Origin of the sequence: Nocardioides litoris (assembly GCF_006346315.1) — a bacterium.
Lineage (GTDB): Bacteria > Actinomycetota > Actinomycetes > Propionibacteriales > Nocardioidaceae > Nocardioides > Nocardioides litoris.
The window spans coordinates 240344-265221 of the sequence record NZ_VDMR01000001.1 but is presented as its reverse complement, the minus strand read 5'-3'; the positions used below and the strand labels follow the sequence as shown (position 1 = coordinate 265221).

Here is a 24878-nt window from a genome sequence, read left to right as displayed (position 1 = left end):
GTCGGCCGGCCCGAGACCGCCGCGCCAAAGCCTAGGAGGTGCGCGCTACCCCGGCACGCGATTCGCGAGAGCGAGCGGGAGGCGGGGCATCGTCGACACCGCAGCCGTGATTGCATCCGCCGCGTCCGGACTACCGCTGCGCAACACAGAACAGCCATTCGCCGCATGCGCGGTCGATGCGCGGTCTAGCCTGTCCACGGCCACAGGGACCGTGCCAGCCGAGGAGTCGGAGAACCCATGCACAGCCGCCGGGAGCGCGTGATGTCGTCGGCCGGACTGCTCATGCTGTCTCTCGCGGCGGTGGGCGTCGGGCGGTTGAGCGCAACCCGTCCGAGCTCGGCCCTGGCGCTCGCCGTCGTTCCCCTCCTCGTGGTCTCTGCACTGGCGCCGACCTGGCCGCTGGTGGCTTCGGTCGCGCTGCTCCCCTTCCAGTCCGACAACTTCGACACGACGATCGCTGGACTCCGGGTCGGCCCTTCGGACGCGCTCTTCCTCCTCGGCTTGGGGGGCGTCGTCCTGGGAATGCTGGGCGGCGAAGACCACCGGCTCCGGCGCCTGGGCCCGGTCATGCCCTATGTGGCGGCGTACTTCGCGCTCCTGCTGGTCGCCTGGGTGAACCTGCCGAGCGTGCAGGGGGTGGCCACCATCGTGCAGCGGTTCGAGCTCGTCGCGGCCGCGATCGTGGTCGGCGGGTTCCTCGCCGCCATGGGCAAGCTGCAACTCGTTCTCACGTCCTACGTCCTCGCCGCAACCCTGCTTGCGGCAGTCGCCGTCGTGGCGGGTCTTGTCAACGGTGGGATCGCCGAGGAACTGTTGGGCGTCCAGAAGAACCCCGCGGGCCAGGCCATCGCGAATGCCCTCCTCATCGTGATGTTCAACCGCAAGACGCCATTCCGAGCGCCGGTTGCAGCGGTGTTGGTCCTCGGGCTGGTGGCGGCGCAGAGCCGAGGCGCGCTCCTTGCCACGGTCGTCGCTCTAGCCCTGGCTGTCGTCTTGTCCTCCTCAAGCCGCCGGTTGCGGGCCATCGCCGTGATCCCCATCGTCGTCGGCGTCGCCTACGCCGCGTTCTCCGCGCTCCCGTCCTCCTCACGGGACCGCCTGGTGACCACGGACGCGAGCGGCGACGTCGCCAACCAGATCCGGCAGAGCTACGCCGACGACGCCGTGGTCAAGATCAAGAGCGCCCCCATCCTGGGTACTGGGGTCGGGCTGTACGTCGCTGGCGAGGCGATCGACCAGACACTCACCCTCGACCCCCACAACGTGGTGCTCCTCGAGGCCGCTGAGGGCGGGGTGGTCCTCCTGACGGGCTTCACGCTGTTGACACTCGGCTCCGCCTGGGTGCTCATCCGCCGTCGGCACAAGCACCCGGTCGTACTGGTGGCGCTCACCGTCCAGGTCTCGATCATCCTGCACGGCACAGTGGACGTGTACTGGGTTCGCGGCACCCCGGTCCTGGGGTGGATCCTCGTCGGCGCCGCCCTGTGGCTGGCAGCAGATGACGGCGACGGCGACGAAGCGGGGCCGCAGGCCCAGGCGGCTCGTGTCCCACGCAGCCACCGCCCGTACCCGCCCGGTCCGACGCCGGAGCTCACCGCGTGACTGCACTCACCGTGGTCGTCGTCGCCTACGGCGCCGACAACCTGCTGGACGACTGCCTGGCCCCGGTGGCCGCCAGATGGCCCACCTTGGTCATCGACAATGCCAGCCGGCCCGAGTGCAGCGACATCGCGGCGCGTCATGGCGCGAGGTACGTCGACGCGGGGGGCAACGTCGGGTTCGCAGGTGGTGTGAACCTGGCTCTCAGCCTGGTGCCGCCGCGCTCTGACGTGCTTCTCCTCAACCCCGACGCTCGCATTGCCCCCGATCAGGTCGAGACGCTCGCCCGGCACCTGCGCCGGGATCCGAACGTCGCGTGTGTGGCGCCGGCCCAGCGACAGACACATTCCGGCCTGCCGCAGCGCGTCGCCTGGCCGTTCCCTGGACCCTTGCGCCAGTGGGTCGTAGCCCTGGGGCTAGGAGGGCTGATGCGGCAGGACGACTACGTGATCGGCGCCGCCCTGCTCATCTCGGGTGCCGCCCTCGAGGACGTCGGACCGTTTGACGAACGCTTCTTCTTGTACAGCGAGGAAGCCGATTGGCAGCGTCGAGCTCGTGGGCGCGGTTGGCGCTGCGAGCTGGTCACCGCCGCTACGGCGGAGCACGTCGGCGGGGCGACCAGCACCGACCCGCGACGCCGGGATGCCTACTTCCACGCCGCACACGAGCTCTACGTGCGCAAGTGGTTCGGGCCAGCGGGCTGGGCCGTCTACCGCGCCGCCTGCCTCGCCGGGGACTCCGCCCGCTGGGTCAGTGGGGGCGCCCGGCGTGAGCACGCGGCACGACGGCTGCGCATCTACGCCACCGGCCCGGTCAGGCACCGAGAGCGCCTCTTGCGCGAGGTCGGGTCGTGATCGGGTCCGTCACCCATGTCGTCGTCACCGAGAACTTCGCCGGCGTCGAGCGGTACGTCGTCACCGCGGCCAACGGGACCGCGCGGGCAGGCTGGCGGGTGCGGGTCCTCGGAGGGGACGCGACGGCCATGCGGAGCCATCTCGACGAGGGGGTCGAGTGGTCCCCCGCTCCTTGCCTGCGCACGGCCGTGACGACCCTGCTCCGCAACCCGACCGACGTCGTCCACGCGCACATGACCAAGGCGGAGGCCGCGAGCGCGCTCGCGGGTCGGCGCTCGCTGGTCGTCGCCACCCGGCACTTCGCCGCACCTCGCGGTCACTCACGCACCTCGGCGGCCGTGGCTCGGCAGCTGGCCAGGCGGGTCGACCGCGAGATCGCCATCAGCGACACCGTGCGGGCCGCCTCTGGTGACCCGACCATGGCCGTGCTGCTGAACCCCGTCCCCGTGTCCGGTCCACCGCGACGTCCGGAGCCGACTGTCGTGGTCGCCCAGCGGTGGGAGGCGGAGAAGCGCACCACGGACGCAGTGACGGCGTTCGAGCGGTCGGCACTGGCCGGTCGAGGGTGGCGACTGCTCCTGCACGGCTCGGGCACCCAGGAGGGCGAGCTCCGCACCCGGGTCGCCGCCAGCCCGTGCCGTGCGGCCATCGAGGTGTCCGGCTTCGCCCGCGACATGCCCCGGGTGCTCGCCGCGGCGGGGATTCTGTTCGCGCCGACCCCCCACGAGGGCTTCGGGCTGGTCGTGGCGGAGGCCATGGCTGCCGGCGTCCCGGTCGTGGCCTCCGGGTCGGCGGGACATCTCGACAACCTGGGTCGGGTCGCCCCCGAGTGGCTCTACCCGGCGGGCGACCTCGATGCAGCTGGCCGGTTGCTGGCCGACCTGGCAGCCACCTCCCCCCTGGCCCGCGAGGCACTGGGGGACCGACTGCGATCGTGGGTGCGTGACAACCTGTCGGTCGACGCCCACGTGGCGGGACTGACCGGCATCTACGCCGCAGGGCGTCGGCGGTCCTGATCGGCCAATCGAGTCCGCCGCGCCTCCCACACGCCTAGGATTCGGCCGGAGCGTCGTTGACCGCCTGTCACGGCCGGGAAGCTCCTCACGCGACCGAGAGGCCTTCAGGTGGACCTGTCCTTCATCCTTCGTGCGCTGGCGGCGCGTTGGAAGGGTGTCGTGCTGATCATCCTGCTCGGCGTGGGCGCGACCGTCGGCTTCACGCTCCAGCAGCCGAAGATCTACCAGGCCAACGCCGACGGCTTCGTCAGCACCGACACGGCGCAGAACGCCCCCGAGGCCTCGATCAACGACTCGCTGGCCAAGTCGCGCGCGCCGTCGTACGTGACGATCGCGACCAGCCGGGCCACGGCCGAGAAGGCAGCCCAGGACCTCGGCCTCGACGTCGACCCGTCGAGCCTGATCGGCAACATCACGGTGGAGCAGCCCGAGGGCACCGTGCTCATCCGCATCCTCGCCAGGTCGACCTCGCCGCAGGAGGCCCAGCGCCTCGCTGACGCCTGGGTCAGGGCGCTCGCGGCCCAGGTCGAGCAGGTCGAGAGTCCCGAATCGCGGACCTCGCCGATCCAGATCGTGCCCATCGAGGCCGCCGCCCTTCCCGGGGCCCCGATCTCCCCCAACGTCCGCAACAACGTCGCTGTCGGCACGGTCTTGAGCCTGATGCTGGCGGTGGCCTACGCGCTGCTGCTGGCCCGCCTCGACCGCCGCATCCGGCTGGCCTCCGAGGTGGAGAAGCGGTTCAGCACCGCGGTGATGGGCACGGTGCCTGCCTTCGCCGGCGAGACCAAGGAGCGCTCGATCGTCATCGACTCCGCCCTGGAGACCGGGTCCGGGTGGAGCGCGTCGGAGGCCTTCCGCCGCCTGCGCACCAACGTCGCCTACATGGACGTCGACAACCCGCCGCGGGTCATCCTCGTCACCAGCCCCAACGCCGCCGAGGGGAAGTCGACCGTGGCGATGAACCTCGCCGCGGCGATCGCCGCCTCTGGGCAGGACGTGGTGCTCGTCGACGCCGACCTCCGGCGACCCACGGCCGCCTCCAGCCTGGGCCTCGACGACGCCGTCGGTCTCACGAGCGTCCTCATCAACCAGGTCGAGCTCCCCGACGCACTCCAGCAGCACCCGCGCTACGAGACGCTCGTCGTGCTGGCCGCCGGCAGTGTGCCGCCGAACCCCAGCGAGCTCCTTGCCTCCAACGCCATGGGCGGCGTCGTGCGCGAGCTGGCGCTCAAGCGTGTCGTCGTGATCGACGCTCCCCCGGTCCTCCCCGTGACGGACGCTTCCGTCCTGACCCGTCACGCTGACGGCGCCCTGGTCGTCGTCACCTACGGCCGCACCGTCGACGCGGAGCTGAACGAGACGCTCTCGCAGATCCAGGCGGTCCAGGGACGCGTGCTCGGCGTCGTGCTCAACCGCGTACCGAAGGTCGGGAACAAGTACTACAACCGTGGGTACTACACGTCGCGTTCCGACGACGGGTCGACGAAGGTGAAGGCGGCGCGCAAGTCGAAGCGGGCCAAGGGGCGTCGCCGCGGGTGACCACAGCAAGGCCGGGGCTTCGAGGCTCGCTGCGCTCGCACCTCAGCCACCGCAACGCTCGCTGCGCTCGCACCTCAGCAGTCTCGCGTCTCGCGCTCGGCGAGGCACCAGGAGCCCGGTCCGCCCTCAAGTACTGTGGGCCGGTCGACATACTCACCGCTTCGCCGCGCGGCTCGGGATCGTGGCACGATGACGGTTGCCCTGCGTCCGTGACGCACCCCCGCGAGAGGTCCCACCAGCACCGATGACCAGCACGCACGCCGACTACCGGCTGAGCCAGCTCGACCAGCTGGAGGCGGAGTCGATCCACATCTTCCGCGAGGTCGCCGCCGAGTTCGAGAAGCCCGTCCTGATGTTCTCGGGCGGCAAGGACTCGATCGTCATGCTCCGGCTGGCGGAGAAGGCCTTCTTCCCCGCGAAGATCCCCTTCCCGATCATGCAGATCGACACCGGTCTGGACTTCCCCGAGGTCATGGAGACACGCGACAACTGGGTCAACCGCCTCGGCGTGCGGCTCGTGGTCGCCAGCATCGACGACGCGATCGCCAACGGTGTCGTGGTCGACGACGGCAAGACCAGCCGCAACCGGATGCAGACCGGCACCCTGCTCAACGCCATCGAGGAGAACGGCTTCACCGCCGCCTTCGGTGGTGGGCGCCGCGACGAGGAGAAGGCCCGCGCCAAGGAGCGCGTCTACTCCCACCGCGACGAGTTCGGGCAGTGGGACCCCAAGAACCAGCGTCCCGAGCTGTGGAGCCTCTACAACGGCCGCCTGCACGAGGGCGAGCACATGCGGATCTTCCCGATCAGCAACTGGACCGAGCTCGACGTCTGGGACTACATCGGTCGCGAGGGCATCGAGATCCCCTCCATCTACTACGCCCACCAGCGTCGCGTGTTCGTGCGCGACGGGATGCTGATGAGCGAGACGCCGCTCAACCCGACCCGCGAGGGCGAGGTCGTCGAGGAGCGCACGGTCCGGTTCCGCACCTGCGGCGACATCACCCTCACCGGGTGCGTCGAGTCCACCGCGTCCACCATCCCCGAGATCATCGACGAGATTTCCGTCGCCAAGCTCACCGAGCGCGGCGCCACCCGTGGCGACGACCGGTTCTCCGAGGCCGCCATGGAGGACCGCAAGAAGGAGGGCTACTTCTGATGGCCACCAACATGGACCTGCTCCGCTTCGCCACCGCCGGCTCCGTCGACGACGGCAAGTCCACCCTCATCGGCCGGCTGCTGCTCGACTCCAAGTCGATCTTCGAGGACCAGCTCGAGGCCGTCGAGGCGACCTCGCAGTCCAAGGGCTACGACTACACCGACCTGGCCCTGCTGACCGACGGGCTGCGGTCCGAGCGCGAGCAGGGCATCACGATCGACGTGGCCTACCGCTACTTCGCGACGCCCAACCGCAAGTTCATCATCGCCGACACCCCTGGCCACGTGCAGTACACGCGCAACATGGTCACCGGCGCCTCGACCGCCGACCTCGGCCTCGTGCTCGTCGACGCCCGCCAGGGCCTCACCGAGCAGTCGCGCCGGCACGCGGTGATCCTGTCGTTGCTCCGCGTCCCGCACCTCGTGCTCGCAGTCAACAAGATGGACCTCGTCGACTACTCCCAGGAGGTCTACGAGAAGATCCATGCCGAGTTCACGCAGTTCGCGACCAAGCTGAACATCCCCGACCTCGAGGTCATCCCGATCTCGGCGCTCGCCGGCGACAACGTCGTCAACCGGTCGGACAACATGAGCTGGTACTCCGGCCCCACGCTCATGCACCACCTCGAGCACGTGCACGTCGCCTCCGACCGGGACCTGATCGACGCCCGCTTCCCGGTGCAGTACGTCGTGCGCCCCAAGTCCGACGAGCACCACGACTACCGCGGGTACGGCGGCATGGTGGCCGGCGGCGTCCTCAAGCCCGGCGACGAGGTCGTCGTCCTGCCCTCGGGCATGACGTCGAAGATCGCCGGCATCGACCTGTTCGACCGCGAGATCGACGAGGCGTTCCCGCCGATGTCCGTGACGGTGCGGCTCGAGGATGACGTCGACGTCTCCCGCGGCGACATGATCGCCCGGATCAAGAACGCGCCCACGCCGAGCCAGGACATCGACGCGATGATCTGCTGGATGACCACGACGCCGCTCAAGCCGCGGCAGAAGCTGGCCATCAAGCACACGACCCGCACCGCGCGGGCCCTGGTCAAGGACATCCAGTACCGCCTGGACGTCAACTCGCTGCACCGCGACCAGGAGACCAAGGAGCTCGGGGTCAACGAGATCGGCCGCGTCCAGCTGCGCACCACCGTGCCGCTGCTGTGCGACCCGTACTCGCAGAACCGGACGACGGGGTCGTTCATCCTGATCGACGAGGCCACTGGTGTCACCGTCGGCGCAGGGATGATCAACAGCGGCAACTAACCAGCCTCGGAAACGGGACTCGCGGCACTTCGACGCCGCGGCTCTTGTTTGTTGAGGCGCGTCAGCCGCTCCTGATCCGTGCCCGCATCCACCAGATTCCAGAAGCGTCGAAGACCCCGGCCGTCGGCCGGGGTCTTCGTCAATTTGCAGGTCAGACGCCCACGGCGCCGTAGGCGTCGGGCAAAGGCGGAGCGACCGTGCCGCTCGTCGGCGTTGTGGCCGCCGACACCGTTCCCGCCACCGACGAATTGTTGGTCGAGAAAGCGAAGCTGAACGACGACGTGACTCCGGGCGGCGACGTGGCCGTGGCCACGCCGGGAATTCCCTCCGTGTTGCGGAACCGCCACACCTTCAACTGGTTAGTCGGAGTGCCCTGCACGCTTTCGAAGGACCAGTTAGTACCCATGACGTTGGTAGGCGTCGCGCTGGTGTTCCCAGTCGGCTGGCTGACGGTCACATCGGTGTAAGTATTACCGGTTCCGCCAGTGTTTGAGTTGGAGAACGACACTGTCACGTTGACGGTGGTGTTTGACGACGGACGAACCGCGTTGATGGTCGTGACGACCAGGGCAGGGCCGGACGCGGCCATCGCCGGCGCAGCAGTCGCCACCACGATCGCGGGAGCAGCCCAGGCGGCGCCCTTCAGAACGGTCCGACGGCTCGAGCCGTGCTCGTTGTTCGACATTGGGGCTCCCCAGGCAGTGGTCAGTGTTGCGTTCCGGAGCCTACGCGAGGAGGACCGGGCGGTCTGTCGGATGAAGGGATCCACCTGGCCCGCGGGCGAGATTTCACTTTGCGGTCGTTACCCGCCCCCGACTTGCGCACCGTAGCGCTCGGCGATCCCCCGACGGCCCAGAATGCCGCCATGAGGCACCGGATGCCCGTCATCGGGCCGACAGGTCTAGACCCGGTGCCTCCTGGGGACGGAGGCGGGCGGCCGGCCTCCCGTCAGGACGCCGGGTAGTTCTTCGTGGCCCCTTGGTTGTTCGCGCTGGCCGGCGAGGTCACGGTGGCCGATCCCGTGCCCCCCGTCTGGATCAGCGCCAGCGTCGCGGAGTTGAAGTAGATCCGGAGGATCGGAGTCGTCGCCCCGACGGCGAGGGTCGCCGAGGCCCGCGTGTAGGTGGCGGTGAAGCCGGTGCCCGTCTCGCTCACCGAAGCCTGGGCCCACCCGGCACCGCTGTTGGGCGACACGGCAGGACCGGACGCGTCCCCCGTCGTGGCGTTCACCGTGACCGACACCGTCAGGGCGCCGGTCCAGGGCGTGGTCGAGTTGTTCTGCACCTGGAACTGGAGGATGCCGTAGTTGTAGGTCACCGTCACGCTGCGCGACCCGGTCATGTTGACGATGTCCAAGTCGATGCCGGAGGCGGCGACGGCGGGGACGGCAGTGGCCGCCACGATGACGGGCGCAGTCCAGGCGGCTGCGCCGGCGGTACGGACGACCGAGCGGCGGGTCACGTGGGTGGGGTTGTTAGGGCGCGACGGGATGTCGGTCATGGGGGACCTTCTGCGTGGGGGGAGAGTGCGAGCGCCCGCGTTCGGCGCCGCGCGCGACTGTACCCATGCCCCAGGGGGTACATGCGCCGGGGGTGTGACAGTCACGTGAGCGCGCGGGGCTTCGAGGCTCGCTGCGCTCGCACCTCAGCCACCGCCCGGCTCAGGCCCTGCCAGCAGTGGCGCTCTCAGCAGGCGGAAGGGAAGGTGGAGTCGCTGCTGCCGGTGGTGGCCCTCGGCGTGGTCTGCACGACGCCGGCGCCGTCCTGGTCGGTGCCGGAGGTCATGGCGAACTCGATCGGCACGTCGGCGGAGCCGTTGGTGGCGATGGCCAGGGTGATGACCTGGCGGTCGTCGATGGTCGCGACGGTGAAGCGGGGCACTTCGACGCCGTCGACCGTGACCTTGCCGAGCTCGCCGCCGTACGGCGCGTACAGCCGCACCAGCACCTGCTGGGTGCCGGGCTTGACCCCGAAGACACCACCACCGGTGATGTAGCGGGGCAGCTGGGCGGCCTCGGCCTCGGGGATGGTCTGGCGCAGCGTCATGGTGCCGGCGAGCTGCTGGACCCCGCCCTCGCAGCCGGTGGCGCGGACCTGGGTGTCGTGGTCGAGGTAGTAGGACATCTTCGAGCCGGTCGCATCGTTGACGGTGACGTCGACGTGCGGGGTGGCGCCGTCGTCGCCGCTCAGCTCTGCGGCCACCCGGGTGCCGGCCAGCTCGCCCTGCACCTCGTCCTCGAAGGAGGCGATCATCAGCCGGCGCTCCCCCACCGCCTGGTCGACGGCCCGGACGAGCTCGCGGGGCGAGGTGGTGCCGGTGGTGGCGGCAGCGAACACGGCGGACGCGGCGCCGGCGAAGACCTCGTCCTGGCGGGCGGGGTCGTCGATGTCGCGGTAGACCTGGTTGAGCAGCAGCTGGACGGCAGTGTCGGGGGTCAGCGTGTAGCCGTCGCTGGTGATGGGGTCGGTGGCCCGCAGCAGGTAGGACAGCCCCACGGTGTCGATCGAGACGACGCCGTCGAGGTCGACCTCGGGCCCACCCGGGCGCTCCTCCTGCCAGAAGGCGTCGAACAGCTGGGCCGCACGCGGGAAGTCCGGCACCATCACGGGGTCCTGGAAGTAGCGGGCGATGACGTCGCCATAGACCGCCTCCTCCTCCGCGGAGACCTCGACCAGGGGCGGGTCGGCCACCGGGAAGTCGCCGGCCGAGCCCTGCTCGCGCAGCCCGATCTTGCCGTCCTCGGTGTGGATGCGGGCCCAGGCCCCGGACAAGCCACCGGTTGACCGGACCTCAGCGTTGTTCTGGAAGACGACGAGGTAGTCGCGCGGCCCGTCGGCGCCCAGCATGGTCGGGGCGACCCGGGCCGCCGTCGCGGCGCCGGCGAGGGTGGAGCGGAGGTCGCTGACCTGGTCGACGTACTCGTCGACGGGCCCCTGGAGGAGGCTCGAGTAGCCGCTGGTGTCGAGGTCGGCTACCTCGCCGAGAGCACGCCCGGCCGAGGCGTCGGCCTCGAGGACGCCGTCGGTGATGCCGCTGAGGGCGTCGAGGTCGACCTGCCCGTCGGTGACGACCCCGGCCAGGCCGTCCTCGAGGTCGAGCAGGCGCGGTCCGGCGGTCCCGGCGATCTCGTCGAGCGACGCGCTGACGCCCCGGACGCCCTCGAGGTCGTCACCCACCGACGGGAAGAGGGTCATGACGGACCACCACGGGCCGTCGGTGTCGTTGCGGGCCGCCCCCGCCGAGTCCTGGAGCGCCGCGAGCGCCGTGCGGGCCTGACCGGTGTCGCCCGCCTCGATGGCCGACTGCAGGGCCCGGGCGTCGTCCTCGGCCGCGCGGAGGTCGCGCTGGGCGGCGTACAGGAGCCAGATGGTGTAGGCCACCGCGGCCAGCAGCAGGAGGACGACGGCCGCGACGACGCGGCGACGGGTCAGCACGGTGGGACTCCCGAGGACAGGGTGAGGACGTGGCGAGGCCCCGGAGCGGACGCTCCGGGGCCTGCGGGTGGGACGGGGTCAGCGACGGCGGACGGTCAGCGTGCGCTTGTTGGTCGACACCTTGAAGACCGAGCCAGCGGTCGGCGTGTAGCGCATGCGGATGGTGTAGGTGCCCGGGCTGAGGCGCGGGGTGGTGAACCGGGTGCGCGAGACGTAGCGCTCGGCCGGGCTCACGTTCTTGGTGCGCTGGAAGATCGAGCCGCGCTGGCCCTTCTTGTAGACGGTGAAGCGCACGGTGCCCGTGGGGTAGACGTTGCCCGCAGCGCGGACACCCACCTTGATCGTCGCCTTCTTGCCCTGGCGGATGACCCGCGGGCCCTCCGAGTTGAGGCTGGTCTGGATGCAGTTGGTGTAGGGGCAGGCGGCGCTGGCGGGGGTCGACGACGCCGAGACGAGGCCCGCCGCCACGAGCAAGGTGGCCAGCAGGCCAAGGACGAGACGCTTCACGGGAGCTCCTGGGGACATGGTCCGAGACGGTGGTCGACTACAAGGCGAGAGTGAATCACACGCACTGAGGCCACCGACGCCGATTGGTCAGAGTTCACGCCCTGGCAGGTAAAGGTTGCGTGACCGGGGCTGCGGTCTAGCCCGCGCAGGCACTCTCGAACCGTCCGTCACCGGTTCCGCGCACGGTGCCGGGCGTGGTCACGAGAGAGCCGTCGGCCCTCTGCCCGGCTCCGCCGGAGACGGCGGCACGGACCTCGACGTCGGCGCTGCCGTCCACGGCGACGACGAGCGTGATGACCTGGCGGGAGCCGATCGTCGCGACCGTGAACCGCGGCACGGGCACCCCGGCGACCGTGACCTCACCGATGGTGCCGCGGGCCGGGGAGAAGATGCGGAGCAGCACCTGCTGGGTGCCGACGGGGACGCCGTACTGCCCCCCACCCGTGATGTACGCCGGCAGCCCGGCCGCGGTCTCGCGACTGACGGTCTGCCTCAGTCGGACGGTGGTGAGCAGCTGCTGCACGCCGTCGTCGCCGCAGCCGGTGGCGACGACCTCGGTGTCGTGGTCGAGGAAGTAGGACATCTTCGAGGCGGTCGCGTCGTTGAGGGTCACCGCCACCCGGGGAGCCTCGCCGTCGTCGGCGGGCACCTGCCCCGCGATCCGGGTGCCGTCGAGCCGGGCCGCCACGTCGTCGCGGAGGGAGGAGAACATCAACCGGCGCTCCCCCACGGCGTCGTACACGCCCTGCACGAGATCGGTGGGGTCGATCGAGCCGGCGGTGGCCTGGTCGAAGGCCTTCGACGCCAGCCGCGCGAAGAGGTCGTCCTGGGCCTCGGGGTCGCGGACCTTGAGGTAGATCTGGTGCATCAGGACCGAGGCGACGTTGGTCGCCTCGACGCGGTAGCCGTCGACGGTGACCGGCGGCCCGCCCCGCATCAGGTAGGACAGGCCGACCACGTCGACGGTGAGGACGCCGTCGAGGTCGCGGGCGGGGTCCTGGCTGCGCCAGAAGGCGTCGAACAGCTCGGCCCCGCGCTGGAAGTCGGGCTGCATGAGGGGGTCCTGGAAGTAGCGGACCAGGACGTCGCCGTACACCTCGCGCTCCTCGGCGGTGACGGGCGCGACCGGGTCGTCCGCGGCCGGGAAGTCACCCGACGAGCCCTGCTCGGGCAGGGTCAGGCGACCGTCGTCGAGGTGCAGCCGCGCCCAGGCCCCCGACAGGCCACCGGTGGCGCGGACCTCGGCGTTGTTCTGGAACACGACGAGGTAGTCGCGCGGGCCGTCGGCGCCGAGGAGGGTCGGGGCGAGGTCGGCCGCCGTCGACGCGGCCGCCACGTCGCGCTCGAGGCCCCGCACGATGCCGGCGAGCTCGTCGAACCGGCCGCGCAGGCGAGCGTCGTAGCCGGTGCTGGACAGGCCGTCGAGGTCGTCGGCGGCGCGGGACGTCGACACCTCGGCGACCGACAGGCGCTCCCCCAGCCCGCCCACCACGTCGAGGTCGACGCGCCGGTCGACCAGCACGGAGTCGAGCTGGTCCTGCACCTCGACCAGCTGCGGCATCGCACCGGTGGCCAGCTCGTCGACGGCCGCAGCGGCTCCGCGCACCCCCGCCAGGTCGTCGCCGTACGCCGGCGCGAGGGCCAGCAGCGACCACCACGGGCCGTCGGTGTGGGCCTCGGCCGCGGCGGCGTTCTGCTGCAGGGAGGCCAGCGCGGCCCGGGCGGCGCGGGTGTCGTCGCGCTCGAGGGCCGCGCGCAGCGCTCGTCCGTCGCGGTCGGCGGCCACGAGGTCGCGCTGGGTGTCCCACAGGACCCACGCCGTCCACGCCACTGCCAGCACGACGGCGGCGACGACCCCACCGAGCACGCGTCGGCGCAGGCGTCGGCGGCGGGACCTGCGGGACCGACCCGAGGGCCGCTGCGACTCGAGCGGCCGCAGGGAACGGCTCAGCCGAGGTCGAGGCCGACGGGCCAGGCGCTTCATCGAGGACTCCCGGGAGCAACGGGGTGGGGGTATCCGAGACCCCGGAGTCTGTCACCCCAGGTGGCAGTCGGGGGGAGCTTCAGCTGCTCTGGGCCTCGCGGCAGGCGCGGCAGCGCCCGAACACCGTCAGGTGCCCCACGTCGGCGACGAACCCGAGATCGTCCTCGAGCCGCCGCGTCAGCCCGTCGGCCACCTCGACGTCGAGCGAGACCACCTCGCCGCACTCGCGGCACTTGACGTGGAAGTGCTCGTGCCCACTCACCGAGTGGTAGGTCGGCGCGCGGTCGCTCAAGTGCGTGTGGCGCACCAGGCCGAGGCCCTCGAGCACCTCGAGCGTGCGGTAGACCGTCGAGGCGTTGACCGAGGAGACCCGGGCCTGGACGTGGGCGAGCACCTCGTCGGGGGTCGCGTGGCCGAGCTCCTCGATCGCGCCGAGGATGAGCTCGCGCTGGGGGGTCAGCCGGTAGCCCTGCCCGCGGAGCCGGGCACGCCAGTCCTCCGACGGGTCAGGCACGGCGGAGCCTGGCCCACAGGTGCGGCTGCAGCTCCTGCCCCATCGCCTCCATGTCGTAGGCGTAGAGCAGGTCGCCCTCGACGTTGCCGTAGAGCCGGTGGCCGGAGACGACCTCCTTGGCCGTCTCGGTGAAGCTGACGCCCGCGGTGCGGAGCTCGAGCTTGCCGGCCTCGGCGAGGCCGTACCAGACCTCGGTGACGCCGGTGTTGTGCGTGAGCACCAGCTCGACCTTGCCGTCGCCGACGGCACGGAGGAACCCGGTCTCCTGGGCGGCGTCGCGCACCTTCTCGCCCTGCTCGTCGATCACCCAGGAGCGGGCGAAGTAGTGGAAGAAGGGGCGGCCGTCCTGCTGGAAGACCAGCTCCTGGCCGTACTGGAAGGCGTCGATCGTGGGGTAGTCGCCGTGGCCGTTGCCCTGCCAGGTGCCCAGCAGCCAGACCAGTGGTCCGCAGTCGGGGTGGAGGTTGTCGGGGATCTGGAACGGCATGACAGCCGAGTCTAGTGACGCTCAGGCGGCCGGCCTGACCCCCAGCAGAACGCGCGCCTCGGCCGTGGTCATCGGACGGCGCTGCGCGAGCTCCCCCATCGCGACGGCGCGCTCGACCAGCTGCCGGTTGCTCTCGACCGGTACGCCGCGCGCGAGCGTCAGCACGTCCTCCATGCCGACGCGCAGGTGGCCGCCCTTGCTGAGCGAGGCCAGGCCGACCGCGAGGGTCGAGCGGCCGATGCCGGTGGCGCCCCACGAGGTCACCTCGGGCGGGAGGGCGGCGACCGCGGCGACCAGCGCGTCCGTCGTACCGGGCATGCCTCCGGGGACCCCCATGACGAGGTCGACGTGCACCTTGCCGCCGTACGGGAGGCCGTCGAGCTTGAGCAGGCGGGTGAGCGCCGCGACGTGGCCGAGGTCGAACAGCTCGAACTCCGGCACGACCTCGCGCTCCTGGGAGAGCCGGTAGAGGTCGCGGACGAAGGGCCAGGGGTTGGAGAAGACGTCGTCGCCGAAATTGGTGGTGCCCATGGTCAGGCTGCAGGAGTCGGGGGCTGCGTCGAGGACCTGCAGGCGCAGGTCGAGCGGGTCGTGGACGCTGCCGCCCGTGGAGAGCTGGACGACGAAGTCGGTCTCGGAGCGCAGCGCGTCGACCGTGGCGCGCAGCCGGCCGCCGTCGAGGGACGGTCGGTGCTCCTCGTCGCGGATGTGGACATGAATCATCGCGGCGCCGGCCGCTTCGCACTCGCGGGCGGTGGCGACGAGCTCCTCCAGGGTGGTGGGGAGTTGGGGGCAGTCGGCCTTGCTGGTCTCGGCCCCGGTGGGGGCGACGGTGATGAGGAGCGCCTCGGGGGGCGGAGCGGTGGGTCGGTCGGGCATATGACCGATGGTGTCAGGGGTTACGCGTTTCATTAGCAAGTGTGGGCTTTGCCGCCGTGCGTGCTGGCCCGAGTCTGGTCTGGCTGTAGACAGCGTCCTGAGCATCGTCCGAAACGGGCCCGGATCGTCCAGTCACGCCTAGCATTCGGCGAGTGACCGCTCAAACGGGGGTAGGAAGCCCTCCCCGCCCGCGCTACGCGGGGATCGATACCCTTCGAGCCGCTGCTGCGCTCGCGGTCTTCATCTGCCACGTCCCGCCATACGGCCGGTTTGCCGAGCAGATGCCGCCGATGCTGAACAACCTCTTCGTCACAGGGGCCCACGGAGTAGACGTTTTCATCGTCGTATCGGGTTTCTGCCTTGCGCTTCCCTATACCAAGAGTTCGCGTTCGGTCGATGTCCACTCTTTCTACAAACGACGGGCCTACAGGATTGCGCCGCCGTACTACGTCGCGCTCGCAGTCGCGTCTGCTCTGGCAATCGGTCCGGGAACGTGGCACTGGGTAGTCGCCGAGCAAGCGAACGCCGGTGACATCGCTCTTGCCGCAATGTTCTTGCAGGCATGGGCCGGAGTCGAGGGCACCGTGAACGGGTCGCTCTGGAGCGTGGCACTTGAGGTATCGCTGTACCTCGTCTTTCCATTGCTAGTTCTCTGGTGGCAGCGTTTCTCATTGTCGTCGCTCGTGGTGATCAGTGGAGTACTCGCGGTCGCCTGGTTTGAGGCCCCAATAGATGGCCCATCAATGCATTTGGTTCTTCCGGCCCGATTAGTTCAGTTCGCTATTGGAATGTGGTGCGCACAACTAATCAGTCGCCGATCGGTATCAACTCTCGTGTCGGCATCTGCTGCGTTCGCAGCCGTCATCGCGGGAGTAACCCTCTCGACGCTGAACCTTCTTGGCCCGTCCCTGTTGGCGTGGGGCGCGGCTGGCGGATCCCTGTGCCTGTTGGTAGTGACGCTGGGTGAGCGGGGGACTGTCTGGAAATTGGCCGAACGGGCCGGGCAGGTTAGTTACAGCTTCTACCTAATGCACCAGCCCGTCCTGCTCGTTTTCTTCTACTGGTTCCAAAAGACGGGTACCTCGTGGATGATCAGCCTGGGAATAGGCCTGACGGTGGCGCTAGCGGCCTCGTACGTTGTTGGCTTGCTGCTGTACGTCACTGTTGAGCAACCATCCGCCAAGCGAAGTCAATTTATTCGACCCACCCCCGCCAAGGGCAATCTCTCGCCCTGACGACGTATACACCCAAAGGCGGTTGCGCGACGGGGTGTAGGGCGAAGTGCCAACGTTTGATGGTGTCGGCTGGACCTTCTGTGGTGCTTGCTCCGCTCCTGAGACCGTGGGTTCGAGTGGCTCACAAGGAGGACAGGTCCACACAACTGGATGAGCTGAGCCGGACTAAGAGCCTACAAAGAAATGGATCGGAGGACACGTGGGCGGGCGAGGTCCCCGATCTACGAGCGGCGCTCAGCCTGACCGCTGCTCCCGCAGTCACTAGTTGGCGCGATAACTCGAAACTGGTAGATAAGTTCCAGCCGCGCGAACTGGCGCGGCGATCGAGGCCGGCTGCTTCGCCCGCGCGCACCCAAACACAGGACTGTGGAACAATGTTGTGACGGATGGAGCATCCTGAGACGGGTTCGTGCGCCGCTGGCAATCACCTATGCAAAGCACTGCGCCCAGCTAGTCGCAAGGTCGAGACTTGCTTAGTTCTCGATGACCGAATGATAGACGCCAGTAGATTTAATAACTACAAGCGTGTGGTCGACGAGCTCGATGAGGGCACACGGGCGTCAGGAACGGCGGCCCTATTACTCACTGGTCCCACCCCCCGGGTAAATCATGGACAACATCCCACGCAGGATCAAGTTGATAGGCAGATGGGTCGGGGGCCAAACGGGCATGGAAACGCGGCATCACAATTCTGGAATCAGCGAATAGGACTGTGCTGATATATCCACCCCAATATGAAAACGTCGAATTTGTTCCGATGATGCACCTCGAAGTCGCCACGGCGTCGAAATGGGCCTGGGGAGGCTGCCCAGGTGGCACGTACTCGACCTTTTCAGATCTGGCATCTAGAAGGTTGCCGAGTTTCAGCCGGCACCAATCGATGTCATCCGAGACCACGCGGATCTGCTGGCGCGCCTCGGCTTTGACTCTGCCGAGGGCGATTTCCACGTAGGCCGGGATGTCGAAGGAGTAAGTGCCCCGAAAATGTGGCTCCGAATAGTAGTTTCCGCGCCGCACGTTGAGAACTAATCCGTCGGCCTGTCGAGCCGTACTCCTCAAGCCGGGCAGGAGGTAGCTAGTGATGAAGCCGTGCAGGTCGCTGCGGTCGAAGTCTTCACCAAACCGAGACCCCCACAGGTGTTCACGTTGATCTGAAGGCCGAACTGCGTCGCGACTGACGGACAAACCTCTCAACTCGGGAAATCGCTCCAACCAGAATGACAACCCAGGGGGCGCGAGCACCCGAACGTCTTCGCCCGAAGCCTGGCGCGTAGCCGCTGCCAGCCATAGGTAGAGGACGTTGCCGAACCCCAGACCGACTTCTGGGGCCCAGATGACCGAGCGTGGGCCTCTACGCAGCGGCTTCGCCGCCACCTCTCTGAGCCGATCAACCCCACGCACTCACGCAGCCTAAGCGGTCAGTAACGAGATGTCGGTGGAAGCGCTGGAATCGTGACTGCGGCGGGGCCGCTAGCCAGGACCTCCTTGAGGGCGGGATTGGCTTCACCACGCGACAACCAATTCCCAAGACCCCGCATCAGACCGACCGGCTGGTCACGTGCTGGACACGCCTCAGTTTGGCCTGAGCAGCCTAGAACGGGAAGCACTCCAGTCAGGTCCCGCTCTGCGATGCGCCAGGAGCGGGCGCCTCACTGCGTGGCCCGCACCGGGGTGGCGTCGAGCGCCTCGGTGACGAGGGAGACGAAGCCGCGGTCGGCCGAGGAGGCGTAACAGTCCTCCGCGATGAAGTCGCCGGCGAACAGCACACGCGGCCCATGCTCGGCTTGCGGCTCGCCTCCATCAGTCGACTCGGTCCCGCCGCACCCCGCCACGCCGGCGAGCACAAGGAGCAGGGCGGCACGACGGAGCACGGCGCCAGGGTAGAGACTGCACCCTGTGCGTGCGGTGGTGCAGCGGGTGACGTCCGCATCGGTGGTCGTCGACGGTGAGGTCGTCGGGGCGATCGACGAGCCCGGGCTGCTGGTCTACCTCGGCGTCACCCACGGCGACGGCCCCGACGAGATCGCGTGGACGGCCCGCAAGATCTGGGGACTGCGCATCCTGCGCGAGGAGCAGTCGGCCTCCGACGTCGACGCGCCCGTGCTGGTCGTCAGCCAGTTCACCCTGTACGGCGACGCGCGCAAGGGCCGGCGCCCCACGTGGGAGGCCGCGGCGCCCGGCCCGGTCAGCGAGCCGGCGTACGACGCGGTGTGCGACGAGCTCGAACGCCTCGGCGCGCCGGTGGCGCGGGGCCGCTTCGGGGCGGACATGAGGGTGTCGTCGGTGAACGACGGGCCGTTCACCGTGCTGTTGGAGAAGTGAACGCCGCCGCGCGCCTAGGGTGTGCGGCGTGAAGATCGTCGTCGTCGGGCTGGGCTACGTGGGCCTCTCCAACGCGGCCGTGCTCGCCCAGCACTCCGAGGTGGTCGCGGTCGACCTCGACGCCGAGCGTGTCGGGCTCGTCGCCCAGCGCCGGTCGCCCATCGAGGACGCCGAGCTGTCCGAGCACCTCGCCACGCAGGAGCTCGACCTCACCGCGACCACCGATGCCCGCAGCGCCTATCCGGGCGCCGACTACGTCGTCGTGGCCACCCCGACCAACTACGACGAGCGCACCAACTACTTCGACACCTCCTCCGTCGAGGCCGTCGTGGCCGAGGCGCTGGAGGTCGAGCCGTCGGCGACGGTGGTCATCAAGTCGACGGTGCCCGTCGGGTTCACGAAGCGGCTGCGCGAGGACCACCCGGGCGCCTCCATCGTCTTCTCGCCGGAGTTCCTGCGCGAGGGCCGCGCCCTCCACGACAACCTCCACCCGAACCGCATCGTCGTCGGCGACACCACCGAGGCCGCCCGCACCTTCGCCGACCTGCTGCTGCAGGGGTCGGCCGAGACCGACGTACCGGTGCTGCTGACCGACCCCACCGAGGCCGAGGCGATCAAGCTGTTCGCCAACACCTACCTCGCCCTGCGCGTCGCCTACTTCAACGAGCTCGACACCTACGCCGCCGTGCACGGCCTGGACTCACGGCAGGTCATCGAGGGCGTCGGGCTCGACCCGCGGATCGGTACGCACTACAACAACCCGTCTTTCGGGTACGGCGGCTACTGCCTGCCCAAGGACACCAAGCAGCTGCAGGCCAACTACCGCAACGTGCCGCAGAACCTCATCAGTGCCATCGTCGAGGCCAACACGACGCGCAAGGACTTCATCGCCGCCGACGTGCTGCGCCACCAGCCGCGCACCGTCGGGATCTACCGGCTCATCATGAAGGCCGGCTCCGACAACTTCCGCGCCTCGAGCATCCAGGGCGTCATGAAGCGCCTCAAGGCCAAGGGCGTCGAGGTCATCGTCTACGAGCCCACCATCGAGGACGAGTTGTTCTTCAACTCCGAGGTGCTCGAAGACCTCGACGAGTTCAAGAAGCGCTCCGACCTCATCATCACCAACCGGCGCACCGACGCGCTCGCCGACGTCGCGGCCAAGGTCTACACGCGCGACCTGTTCGGCACCGACTCCTAGGGCGCCGAGCCCGCGGGGGGCGGCGTCTCGCTCCTCCCCCCACGGTCGAAGCGAGACGCCTGCCGCCGCAGCGCCTACTGGGGGACAGGGATGGCGCTAGGCGGCACAGCGACCGTAAGCCGTATTTGTCTCCGACGTGCCCAAATAATGGGTACACCCGGAACGTTCCGCTCTCACCGTGTCCCGCGGTCGCGGGCCTCGTCGTGGTCGGGGAGGCTTCGAGGGTCGTCGCCAGGGCTCCTCGCACCTCAGCCACCGTCCGACCGGACGCGACGACGGCCCGCCGCGAGGAGCGGCGGGCCCTCGTACGGGGGTGCGGTGTGGTCAGGCGATCGGAATGGTCACCTCGGCGACGCTGCCGACGGCGGCGTGCACCTTCTTGTCGACCGGGCTGGCCTGGGGGGCCAGGGTGCGCAGGGTCCACTGGCCCTCGCCGGCGAAGAACCGGAAGTGGCCGCTGGCCGAGGTGGGCACCTCGGCGGTGAACTCGCCGGCCTTGTCGAGCAGCCGCACGTAGGCGTTGCCGACGGGCTCGCCCTCACGCGTGACCTGGCCCTGGATCACGGCCTCCTTGGCGACGTTGACGCCATCAAGGGACAGGCCGCCCTCCTTCGCGCCGCACATCAGGCATCCGCCGATCCGGGCTCGTCGCCGAGAGCGATCGGGACGCCCACCAGGGAGCCGTATTCGGTCCAGGAGCCGTCGTAGTTCTTGACGTTCTGGTGGCCGAGCAACTCCTTGAGCACGAACCAGGTCAGCGAGGAGCGCTCGCCGATGCGGCACAGGGCGATGGTGTCCTTGGAGTCGTCGATGCCGACCTCGTCGTAGAGCGCCTTGAGCTCGTCATCGGACTTGAAGGTGCCGTCGTCGTTGCAGTTCTTGCTCCACGGCACGTTGAGCGAGGTGGGCACGTGGCCCGCGCGCTGCGACTGCTCCTGCGGCAGGTGGGCCGGGGCGAGCAGGCGGCCGGCGTACTCGTCGGGGCTGCGCACGTCGATGAGGTTGGAGACACCGATCGCGTTGACGGTGTCGTCGCGGAACGCGCGGATGGACGTGTCCTGCTCCTGCGCGGTGTACGACGTGCGCTCGCGCTCGGGCACCTCGTCGACGAGCTCGCGGGAGTCGAGCTCCCACTTCTTGCGGCCGCCGTCCATCAGCTTGACGTCGGCGTGGCCGTAGAGGGTGAAGTACCAGTAGGCGTAGGCGGCGAACCAGTTGTTGTTGCCGCCGTACAGCACGACGGTGTCGTCGTTGCTGATGCCTTTCGACGACAGGAGCTCCTCGAACTGCTGCTTGTTGACGAAGTCGCGGCGGACCTGGTCCTGCAGGTCGGTGGTCCAGTCGAGCTTGATCGCTCCCCGGATGTGGCCCTTGTCGTAGGCGGTGGTGTCCTCGTCCACCTCGACGAGCACGATGCCCGGGGTGTCGAGGTTGTCCTCGACCCACTGGGTGGTGACGAGAGCGTCTTCGCGGCTCATGTGGTGTGGTGCCTTTCCTTCGGGGTCAGTGGGATGCGGCGACGGAGCCGCGGTGGGTGGTGCGACGGACGAGCAGGTAGACCTCGCAGCCCAGGCAGAACGCGAAGGCCGCGTTGAGCAGGGCGGCGACGAGCGCGGCGCCGGTGGCGACGTAGAACAGGGCCGGTACGCCGGCCACCAGGCCGACGAGGCCGAGGACCGCGAAGCCCAGGCCGACGGCCTGCGCGAAGCGCGGCGGCGCCGGGTCCTCGAGGTGGTCGGGGGCGGCGAGCCGCGGCCGGACGGCGGTGCGGAAGACCCAGGCGAGCGGCGTGCGCTGCACCCCGGCCAGGGCGCCCGAGCCGAACAGCAGGGCCTGGACGACGAGCAGCACCAGCGCGACCGGCTCGGGGGCCAGCAGCACCACCGCGAGCACCACGGCGGTGACCGAGGCGGTGAACTGCGGACCACGCGGGTCGATGCCCCGAGCCGGGGCGGGCACCTGGGTCGGTGCGGACATGACTGCTCTCCTGCGGGAGTGGCTGACGGGGGCCCCGCGAGGCGGGGCGTCGGGCTGAGGCGTCAGCGGGCGCGACACAGCGCCGAGCGCGTGCGGCAGTGGTCCACCGCGCGGCGCTTGGTCAGCCAGGTCGTCGACACACCCTGAACAGTACGGACGCGGCGCGGTTCATTCCCGCCCGGGTCTCATTCCGCGGACGCGAGGTCCACGATGTGGGACTCGACGGCCTGGTCGACCCACGCTCGCACACCGGGCCCCACGACGTCCAGGCTCTCGTCGTACGCCGCGGCGGCCTCGGCCACGAGCGCGTCCAGCGCGAGCCCGTCACCGAGCGCGAGCCACAGCACGGCGGCGCTCCCGGCCAGCACCAGCGGGTCGGCACCCGGCTCGTCGAGCCGGCACACGACCACCCGGTCGGCGGACTCGACCCACGCCACCTCGGTCGCGCGACGCACGACCTCAACCACGGCGCAGCCTCCGGTACTCGCGCACCGCGTCCGGCATCGCCCGGGCGGCCCGGCGCAGCCGGGCCCGGCGGGCGGCGGCCACCGCGCGGCGGTCGGACTCGCCTGCCCGGCGGACGGCCTGGTCACCGGTGCGCCAGGCCTGCCACACGAAAGCGGGCCGACGGTGCCACGGCGTGCGGCTGAGGCCGACCAGCCACGGGAAGACCTCGGTCGTGTGGGTCTGCGAGCGCAGGTCCCAGTCGCGGGTGGGGATGGCCAGCGGCACGGTCGCGGCGAGGACCGGCACGCCCACCTGCTGCAGGAAGGGCGCCAGCGCGTGGCTCGCCCCCGTCGCGGCGGCAAGCCGGGCGAGGTCGTCACGCCGGTCGTCGGTCCAGCCCGCGACGACCGCGGCGAGGTCGACGAGCAGGCCCTGCTTGTAGGTGTCGTGGCCGTCGCGCAGGTGGTGGAGCGCGATGATCGCGGCGTGGGCCACCACGTCGGGGGCGTCGATCGACCGGGCGGCCAGCTCGACCGTCGTACGACGGGCCCACAGGACGTCGAAGACGACGCCGGGGTCGGCCAGGAAGCCCGGGAACCAGTGGTGCAGGTCGACCTCGCACGGCCACTGCGGGTGGCGGTGGTTGACCGAGTGCCACGGCACGATGCCCGGGGTGTCGTAGAACCCGTCGTCGTGCCAGCCGATCGCCTCGAGGGCGGCCTGCACCCGCGGGAGGCCAGCCGGGTCGACGAGCACGTCGACGTCGGCCGACGAGCGGTGCGCCCGCAGCCCCTGCCGGGAGAGGACCGGCCCCTTGATGGGCAGGGCGCGTACGCCGGCGTCGGCCGCGACCCGCAGGACGAGGGCGTAGCCGAGCTCGACGCCCTCGTCGAGGGTGAGCGAGGGCGCGTCGGTCACGAGACGGCCAGGACGCCGCGGTCGGCGAGCTCGCGCACCACGCCCTCGGTGGCTGCCGTGGCGTCGCCGTCGGGCGGCGCGCCGAACGCGGCGGTGAGCGCCTCGGCCAGGGCCGCGAGGTCCGCGCCGGCGTCGGGGGCGACGTGGTGCAGCACCTCGGTCGCCAGCTCCGAGAGCACGAGCACCTCGCCGTCGACGAACACCGCCGAGCGGTCGCCGTCGACGTACCAGTCGGTCCAGGGGGTGCGGGTCACGTGCATCGGCCGCTCACGCCCCGTCCTCGGCCAGCAGCGCGTCGACCATCGGCCCCAGCTGGTCGGCGTCGCGGTAGTGCAGGACCCGCAGGCCGCCCCGGGCCTCCAGCACCTCGGCCAGGTGGTGCAGCGGCTGCTCCATGCGGGCCAGGTAGGAGGTCTCGGTGGCCACGGTGGCCATGGCCTCGAGCAGCGGCACGTCCTCGACCCACGCCTCCTCGGCGCCGTCGCGCCGCAGCACGACCACCCGGTGCAGGTGGGGCCGCTCGGGCGTGGCGCCGAGGTCGTCGACCGCCACCTGGGTCTTGAAGACGTCACCGTCGAGGCGCACCGAGAGCGGCTTGGGGTAGGCCGCGATCGAGCCGTCGGCCCGGACCGCCACGGTCTCGTCGGTGACGTAGCCCAGCCGGGTGGCGAGGTGGCGCGAGGCCGTGGTCTTGCCCGTGCCGCTGGGCCCGACCAGCGCGACCGTGCGGCCCTCGGCGTCGGCCAGGCCGGCCGCGTGGAGCATCAGCACCTGCCCCGCCTGGTGGCCGATCGCGGCCACGGTGACGGCCGGCGACAGGGCGTCCATCGCCTGGAGCAGCCCGGCCTCGTCGTCGAGGACCGCCGGCACCCGGACGTCGGGCTCGCCCGGGGCGTCGTCGTCGTCGAGGCAGCGGGTCCAGGCCCGGCGCACGTCGGCGGCGAACACCTCGGCCGCGTCGCCCGAGACCTCGGCCACGACACGGGTGTCCATCACCCGCAGGGGCACCTCGATCACCTCGTGATCGTAGGTCTCAGGCGGCTCCGCCGGGCAGGGAACGCAGGACCTGCTCCCGGGTCGGGGCACCCGAGGCCCGACCCAGCTCGCGACCGGCGGGGTCGAGCACGATCGTCGTGGGGGTCCGCGTGATGCCCAGCGTGCGCACGAGGTCGAGGTGCTTCTCGGCGTCGACCTCGACGTGCGCCACCCCGTCGTGCTGGGTCGCGACGTCGGCCAGGACCACGCGGGTGGTGCGGCACGGCGCGCAGAACGCGCTCGAGAACTGCAGCAGCGTCGCCCGCTCCCCCAGGTCGTCCTGCCAGGGCGTGCCCGCCAGGACCGAGTGCTCCTGCGACTCGTTCGCACCCACCGCTCCGAACCTCCCGTCGGTATGCCGCCGCCACAGGCCGAACGCCACGGCGAGGACCACGGCGGCCACGACGACGTACGCACCCGTGCTCACGTCGGGTGAACGGGTCGGTGCGCAGGCTTGTTCCCACGCGCAGGAGCCCGGACCGACGTGCGTCGGTCCGGGCTCCCGTGGTGGG

Annotated in this window: 27 protein-coding genes; 9 read left to right on the top strand and 18 right to left on the bottom strand. The window is 70.1% G+C overall.

Translation table 11 applies throughout. From position 1 onward, the window contains the following. Window positions 1-237 precede the first annotated feature (237 nt). The 6 genes from FJQ57_RS01345 to FJQ57_RS01320 all read left to right on the top strand — a co-directional run bounded on the left by FJQ57_RS01345 (window position 238) and on the right by FJQ57_RS01320 (window position 7429). Window positions 238-1602, top strand: coding sequence for an O-antigen ligase family protein (locus tag FJQ57_RS01345; RefSeq protein WP_139977452.1), 1365 nt, complete (start codon window positions 238-240; stop codon window positions 1600-1602). Then, window positions 1599-2453 (top strand): glycosyltransferase, encoded by an 855-nt coding sequence (locus tag FJQ57_RS01340; RefSeq protein WP_139977451.1) that lies wholly within the window; start codon window positions 1599-1601, stop codon window positions 2451-2453. Before FJQ57_RS01345 ends, FJQ57_RS01340 begins: the two co-directional genes overlap by 4 nt. Then, complete coding sequence (locus FJQ57_RS01335; RefSeq protein WP_139977450.1) at window positions 2450-3469, top strand: glycosyltransferase family 4 protein; 1020 nt, start codon at window positions 2450-2452, stop codon at window positions 3467-3469. Before FJQ57_RS01340 ends, FJQ57_RS01335 begins: the two co-directional genes overlap by 4 nt. A 108-nt stretch (window positions 3470-3577) precedes the next feature. After that, entirely contained in the window at window positions 3578-5008 is a 1431-nt protein-coding gene (locus tag FJQ57_RS01330) for a tyrosine-protein kinase domain-containing protein (protein ID WP_139977449.1), read from the top strand. A gap of 244 nt (window positions 5009-5252) precedes the next feature. Further along, window positions 5253-6167: a sulfate adenylyltransferase subunit CysD gene (gene cysD, locus FJQ57_RS01325; protein ID WP_139977448.1), complete on the top strand. Its 915-nt coding sequence runs from the start codon at window positions 5253-5255 to the stop codon at window positions 6165-6167. Then, entirely contained in the window at window positions 6167-7429 is a 1263-nt protein-coding gene (locus FJQ57_RS01320; RefSeq protein WP_246081535.1) for a sulfate adenylyltransferase subunit 1, read from the top strand. The genes cysD and FJQ57_RS01320 overlap by 1 nt, the downstream gene beginning before the upstream one ends. Before the next feature lie 151 nt (window positions 7430-7580). Here the strand turns inward: FJQ57_RS01320 and FJQ57_RS01315 are convergent, their stop codons facing one another. The 8 genes from FJQ57_RS01315 to FJQ57_RS01280 form a co-directional block, all read right to left on the bottom strand. Then, window positions 7581-8114 (bottom strand): hypothetical protein, encoded by a 534-nt coding sequence (locus tag FJQ57_RS01315; protein WP_139977447.1) that lies wholly within the window; start codon window positions 8112-8114, stop codon window positions 7581-7583. Between the two features lie 263 nt (window positions 8115-8377). Continuing rightward, window positions 8378-8929, bottom strand: coding sequence for a hypothetical protein (locus FJQ57_RS01310; protein ID WP_139977446.1), 552 nt, complete (start codon window positions 8927-8929; stop codon window positions 8378-8380). Between the two features lie 185 nt (window positions 8930-9114). Next, window positions 9115-10863 (bottom strand): DUF4012 domain-containing protein, encoded by a 1749-nt coding sequence (locus FJQ57_RS01305; protein ID WP_139977445.1) that lies wholly within the window; start codon window positions 10861-10863, stop codon window positions 9115-9117. Between the two features lie 78 nt (window positions 10864-10941). Next, a complete protein-coding gene (locus FJQ57_RS01300) occupies window positions 10942-11370 on the bottom strand; it encodes an Ig-like domain repeat protein (RefSeq protein WP_139977444.1) in 429 nt (142 codons plus the stop codon). A gap of 136 nt (window positions 11371-11506) precedes the next feature. Continuing rightward, window positions 11507-13237 (bottom strand): DUF4012 domain-containing protein, encoded by a 1731-nt coding sequence (locus FJQ57_RS01295; protein ID WP_170219218.1) that lies wholly within the window; start codon window positions 13235-13237, stop codon window positions 11507-11509. A 196-nt stretch (window positions 13238-13433) separates the two neighbouring features. Beyond that, the gene (locus FJQ57_RS01290; RefSeq protein WP_139977442.1) at window positions 13434-13868 is read right to left on the bottom strand and encodes a Fur family transcriptional regulator; all 435 of its coding nucleotides are present in this window, start codon (window positions 13866-13868) and stop codon (window positions 13434-13436) included. Next, entirely contained in the window at window positions 13861-14355 is a 495-nt protein-coding gene (locus FJQ57_RS01285) for a heme-binding beta-barrel domain-containing protein (protein ID WP_139977441.1), read from the bottom strand. Before FJQ57_RS01285 ends, FJQ57_RS01290 begins: the two co-directional genes overlap by 8 nt. 21 nt (window positions 14356-14376) lie before the next feature. Beyond that, on the bottom strand, window positions 14377-15234 hold the full coding sequence (locus FJQ57_RS01280) for a beta-keto acid cleavage family enzyme (protein WP_139977440.1): 858 nt from the start codon (window positions 15232-15234) through the stop codon (window positions 14377-14379). A gap of 152 nt (window positions 15235-15386) precedes the next feature. Here FJQ57_RS01280 and FJQ57_RS01275 point away from each other — a divergent pair, with 152 nt between their 5' ends. Further along, window positions 15387-16469 carry an acyltransferase family protein gene (locus FJQ57_RS01275; protein ID WP_170219217.1) on the top strand — a complete coding sequence of 361 codons (1083 nt, stop codon included), beginning with the start codon at window positions 15387-15389 and terminating at the stop codon, window positions 16467-16469. A gap of 582 nt (window positions 16470-17051) precedes the next feature. On the opposite strand, the gene FJQ57_RS01270 is transcribed toward FJQ57_RS01275, so the two are convergent. Beyond that, window positions 17052-17843 (bottom strand): alpha-1,2-fucosyltransferase, encoded by a 792-nt coding sequence (locus tag FJQ57_RS01270; RefSeq protein ID WP_170219216.1) that lies wholly within the window; start codon window positions 17841-17843, stop codon window positions 17052-17054. A 275-nt stretch (window positions 17844-18118) separates the two neighbouring features. Next, a complete protein-coding gene (locus tag FJQ57_RS01265; protein ID WP_139977437.1) occupies window positions 18119-18340 on the bottom strand; it encodes a hypothetical protein in 222 nt (73 codons plus the stop codon). A gap of 25 nt (window positions 18341-18365) precedes the next feature. On the opposite strand from FJQ57_RS01265, the gene dtd reads away from it, so the two are divergent. Continuing rightward, window positions 18366-18791: a D-aminoacyl-tRNA deacylase gene (gene dtd, locus FJQ57_RS01260; protein ID WP_139977436.1), complete on the top strand. Its 426-nt coding sequence runs from the start codon at window positions 18366-18368 to the stop codon at window positions 18789-18791. A gap of 28 nt (window positions 18792-18819) precedes the next feature. Further along, a complete protein-coding gene (locus FJQ57_RS01255; RefSeq protein ID WP_139977435.1) occupies window positions 18820-19989 on the top strand; it encodes a nucleotide sugar dehydrogenase in 1170 nt (389 codons plus the stop codon). A gap of 324 nt (window positions 19990-20313) precedes the next feature. Here the strand turns inward: FJQ57_RS01255 and FJQ57_RS01250 are convergent, their stop codons facing one another. The 8 genes from FJQ57_RS01250 to FJQ57_RS01220 all read right to left on the bottom strand — a co-directional run bounded on the left by FJQ57_RS01250 (window position 20314) and on the right by FJQ57_RS01220 (window position 24700). Continuing rightward, window positions 20314-20613 carry a DUF1416 domain-containing protein gene (locus FJQ57_RS01250; RefSeq protein ID WP_139977434.1) on the bottom strand — a complete coding sequence of 100 codons (300 nt, stop codon included), beginning with the start codon at window positions 20611-20613 and terminating at the stop codon, window positions 20314-20316. After that, window positions 20613-21467, bottom strand: a complete 855-nt coding sequence (locus FJQ57_RS01245; RefSeq protein WP_139977433.1) for a sulfurtransferase — start codon at window positions 21465-21467, stop codon at window positions 20613-20615. Before FJQ57_RS01245 ends, FJQ57_RS01250 begins: the two co-directional genes overlap by 1 nt. 25 nt (window positions 21468-21492) lie before the next feature. Then, a complete protein-coding gene (locus FJQ57_RS01240) occupies window positions 21493-21966 on the bottom strand; it encodes a DUF4395 domain-containing protein (protein WP_139977432.1) in 474 nt (157 codons plus the stop codon). Window positions 21967-22151: 185 nt separating this feature from the next. Next, the gene (locus tag FJQ57_RS01235; protein WP_139977431.1) at window positions 22152-22433 is read right to left on the bottom strand and encodes a hypothetical protein; all 282 of its coding nucleotides are present in this window, start codon (window positions 22431-22433) and stop codon (window positions 22152-22154) included. Then, complete coding sequence (locus tag FJQ57_RS01230; RefSeq protein ID WP_170219215.1) at window positions 22426-23331, bottom strand: nucleotidyltransferase family protein; 906 nt, start codon at window positions 23329-23331, stop codon at window positions 22426-22428. The genes FJQ57_RS01235 and FJQ57_RS01230 overlap by 8 nt, the downstream gene beginning before the upstream one ends. Further along, on the bottom strand, window positions 23328-23585 hold the full coding sequence (locus FJQ57_RS22145) for a hypothetical protein (RefSeq protein ID WP_170219214.1): 258 nt from the start codon (window positions 23583-23585) through the stop codon (window positions 23328-23330). The genes FJQ57_RS01230 and FJQ57_RS22145 overlap by 4 nt, the downstream gene beginning before the upstream one ends. Window positions 23586-23598: 13 nt before the next feature. Further along, a complete protein-coding gene (locus tag FJQ57_RS01225) occupies window positions 23599-24348 on the bottom strand; it encodes an ATP-binding protein (RefSeq protein WP_139977429.1) in 750 nt (249 codons plus the stop codon). A gap of 16 nt (window positions 24349-24364) precedes the next feature. Then, on the bottom strand, window positions 24365-24700 hold the full coding sequence (locus FJQ57_RS01220; RefSeq protein WP_246081534.1) for a TlpA family protein disulfide reductase: 336 nt from the start codon (window positions 24698-24700) through the stop codon (window positions 24365-24367). Between the last annotated feature and the right edge of the window lie 178 nt (window positions 24701-24878).

Coding starts and splice junctions, on each gene's coding strand:
- FJQ57_RS01280 (WP_139977440.1), bottom strand. CDS start 15,234: ATGCCCGACCGACCCACCGCTCCGCCCCCCGAGGCGCTCCTCATCACC.
- FJQ57_RS01310 (WP_139977446.1), bottom strand. CDS start 8,929: ATGACCGACATCCCGTCGCGCCCTAACAACCCCACCCACGTGACCCGC.
- cysD (WP_139977448.1), top strand. CDS start 5,253: ATGACCAGCACGCACGCCGACTACCGGCTGAGCCAGCTCGACCAGCTG.
- FJQ57_RS01315 (WP_139977447.1), bottom strand. CDS start 8,114: ATGTCGAACAACGAGCACGGCTCGAGCCGTCGGACCGTTCTGAAGGGC.
- FJQ57_RS01250 (WP_139977434.1), bottom strand. CDS start 20,613: ATGTGCGGCGCGAAGGAGGGCGGCCTGTCCCTTGATGGCGTCAACGTC.
- FJQ57_RS01245 (WP_139977433.1), bottom strand. CDS start 21,467: ATGAGCCGCGAAGACGCTCTCGTCACCACCCAGTGGGTCGAGGACAAC.
- FJQ57_RS01345 (WP_139977452.1), top strand. CDS start 238: ATGCACAGCCGCCGGGAGCGCGTGATGTCGTCGGCCGGACTGCTCATG.
- FJQ57_RS01320 (WP_246081535.1), top strand. CDS start 6,167: ATGGCCACCAACATGGACCTGCTCCGCTTCGCCACCGCCGGCTCCGTC.
- FJQ57_RS01285 (WP_139977441.1), bottom strand. CDS start 14,355: ATGCCGTTCCAGATCCCCGACAACCTCCACCCCGACTGCGGACCACTG.
- FJQ57_RS01240 (WP_139977432.1), bottom strand. CDS start 21,966: ATGTCCGCACCGACCCAGGTGCCCGCCCCGGCTCGGGGCATCGACCCG.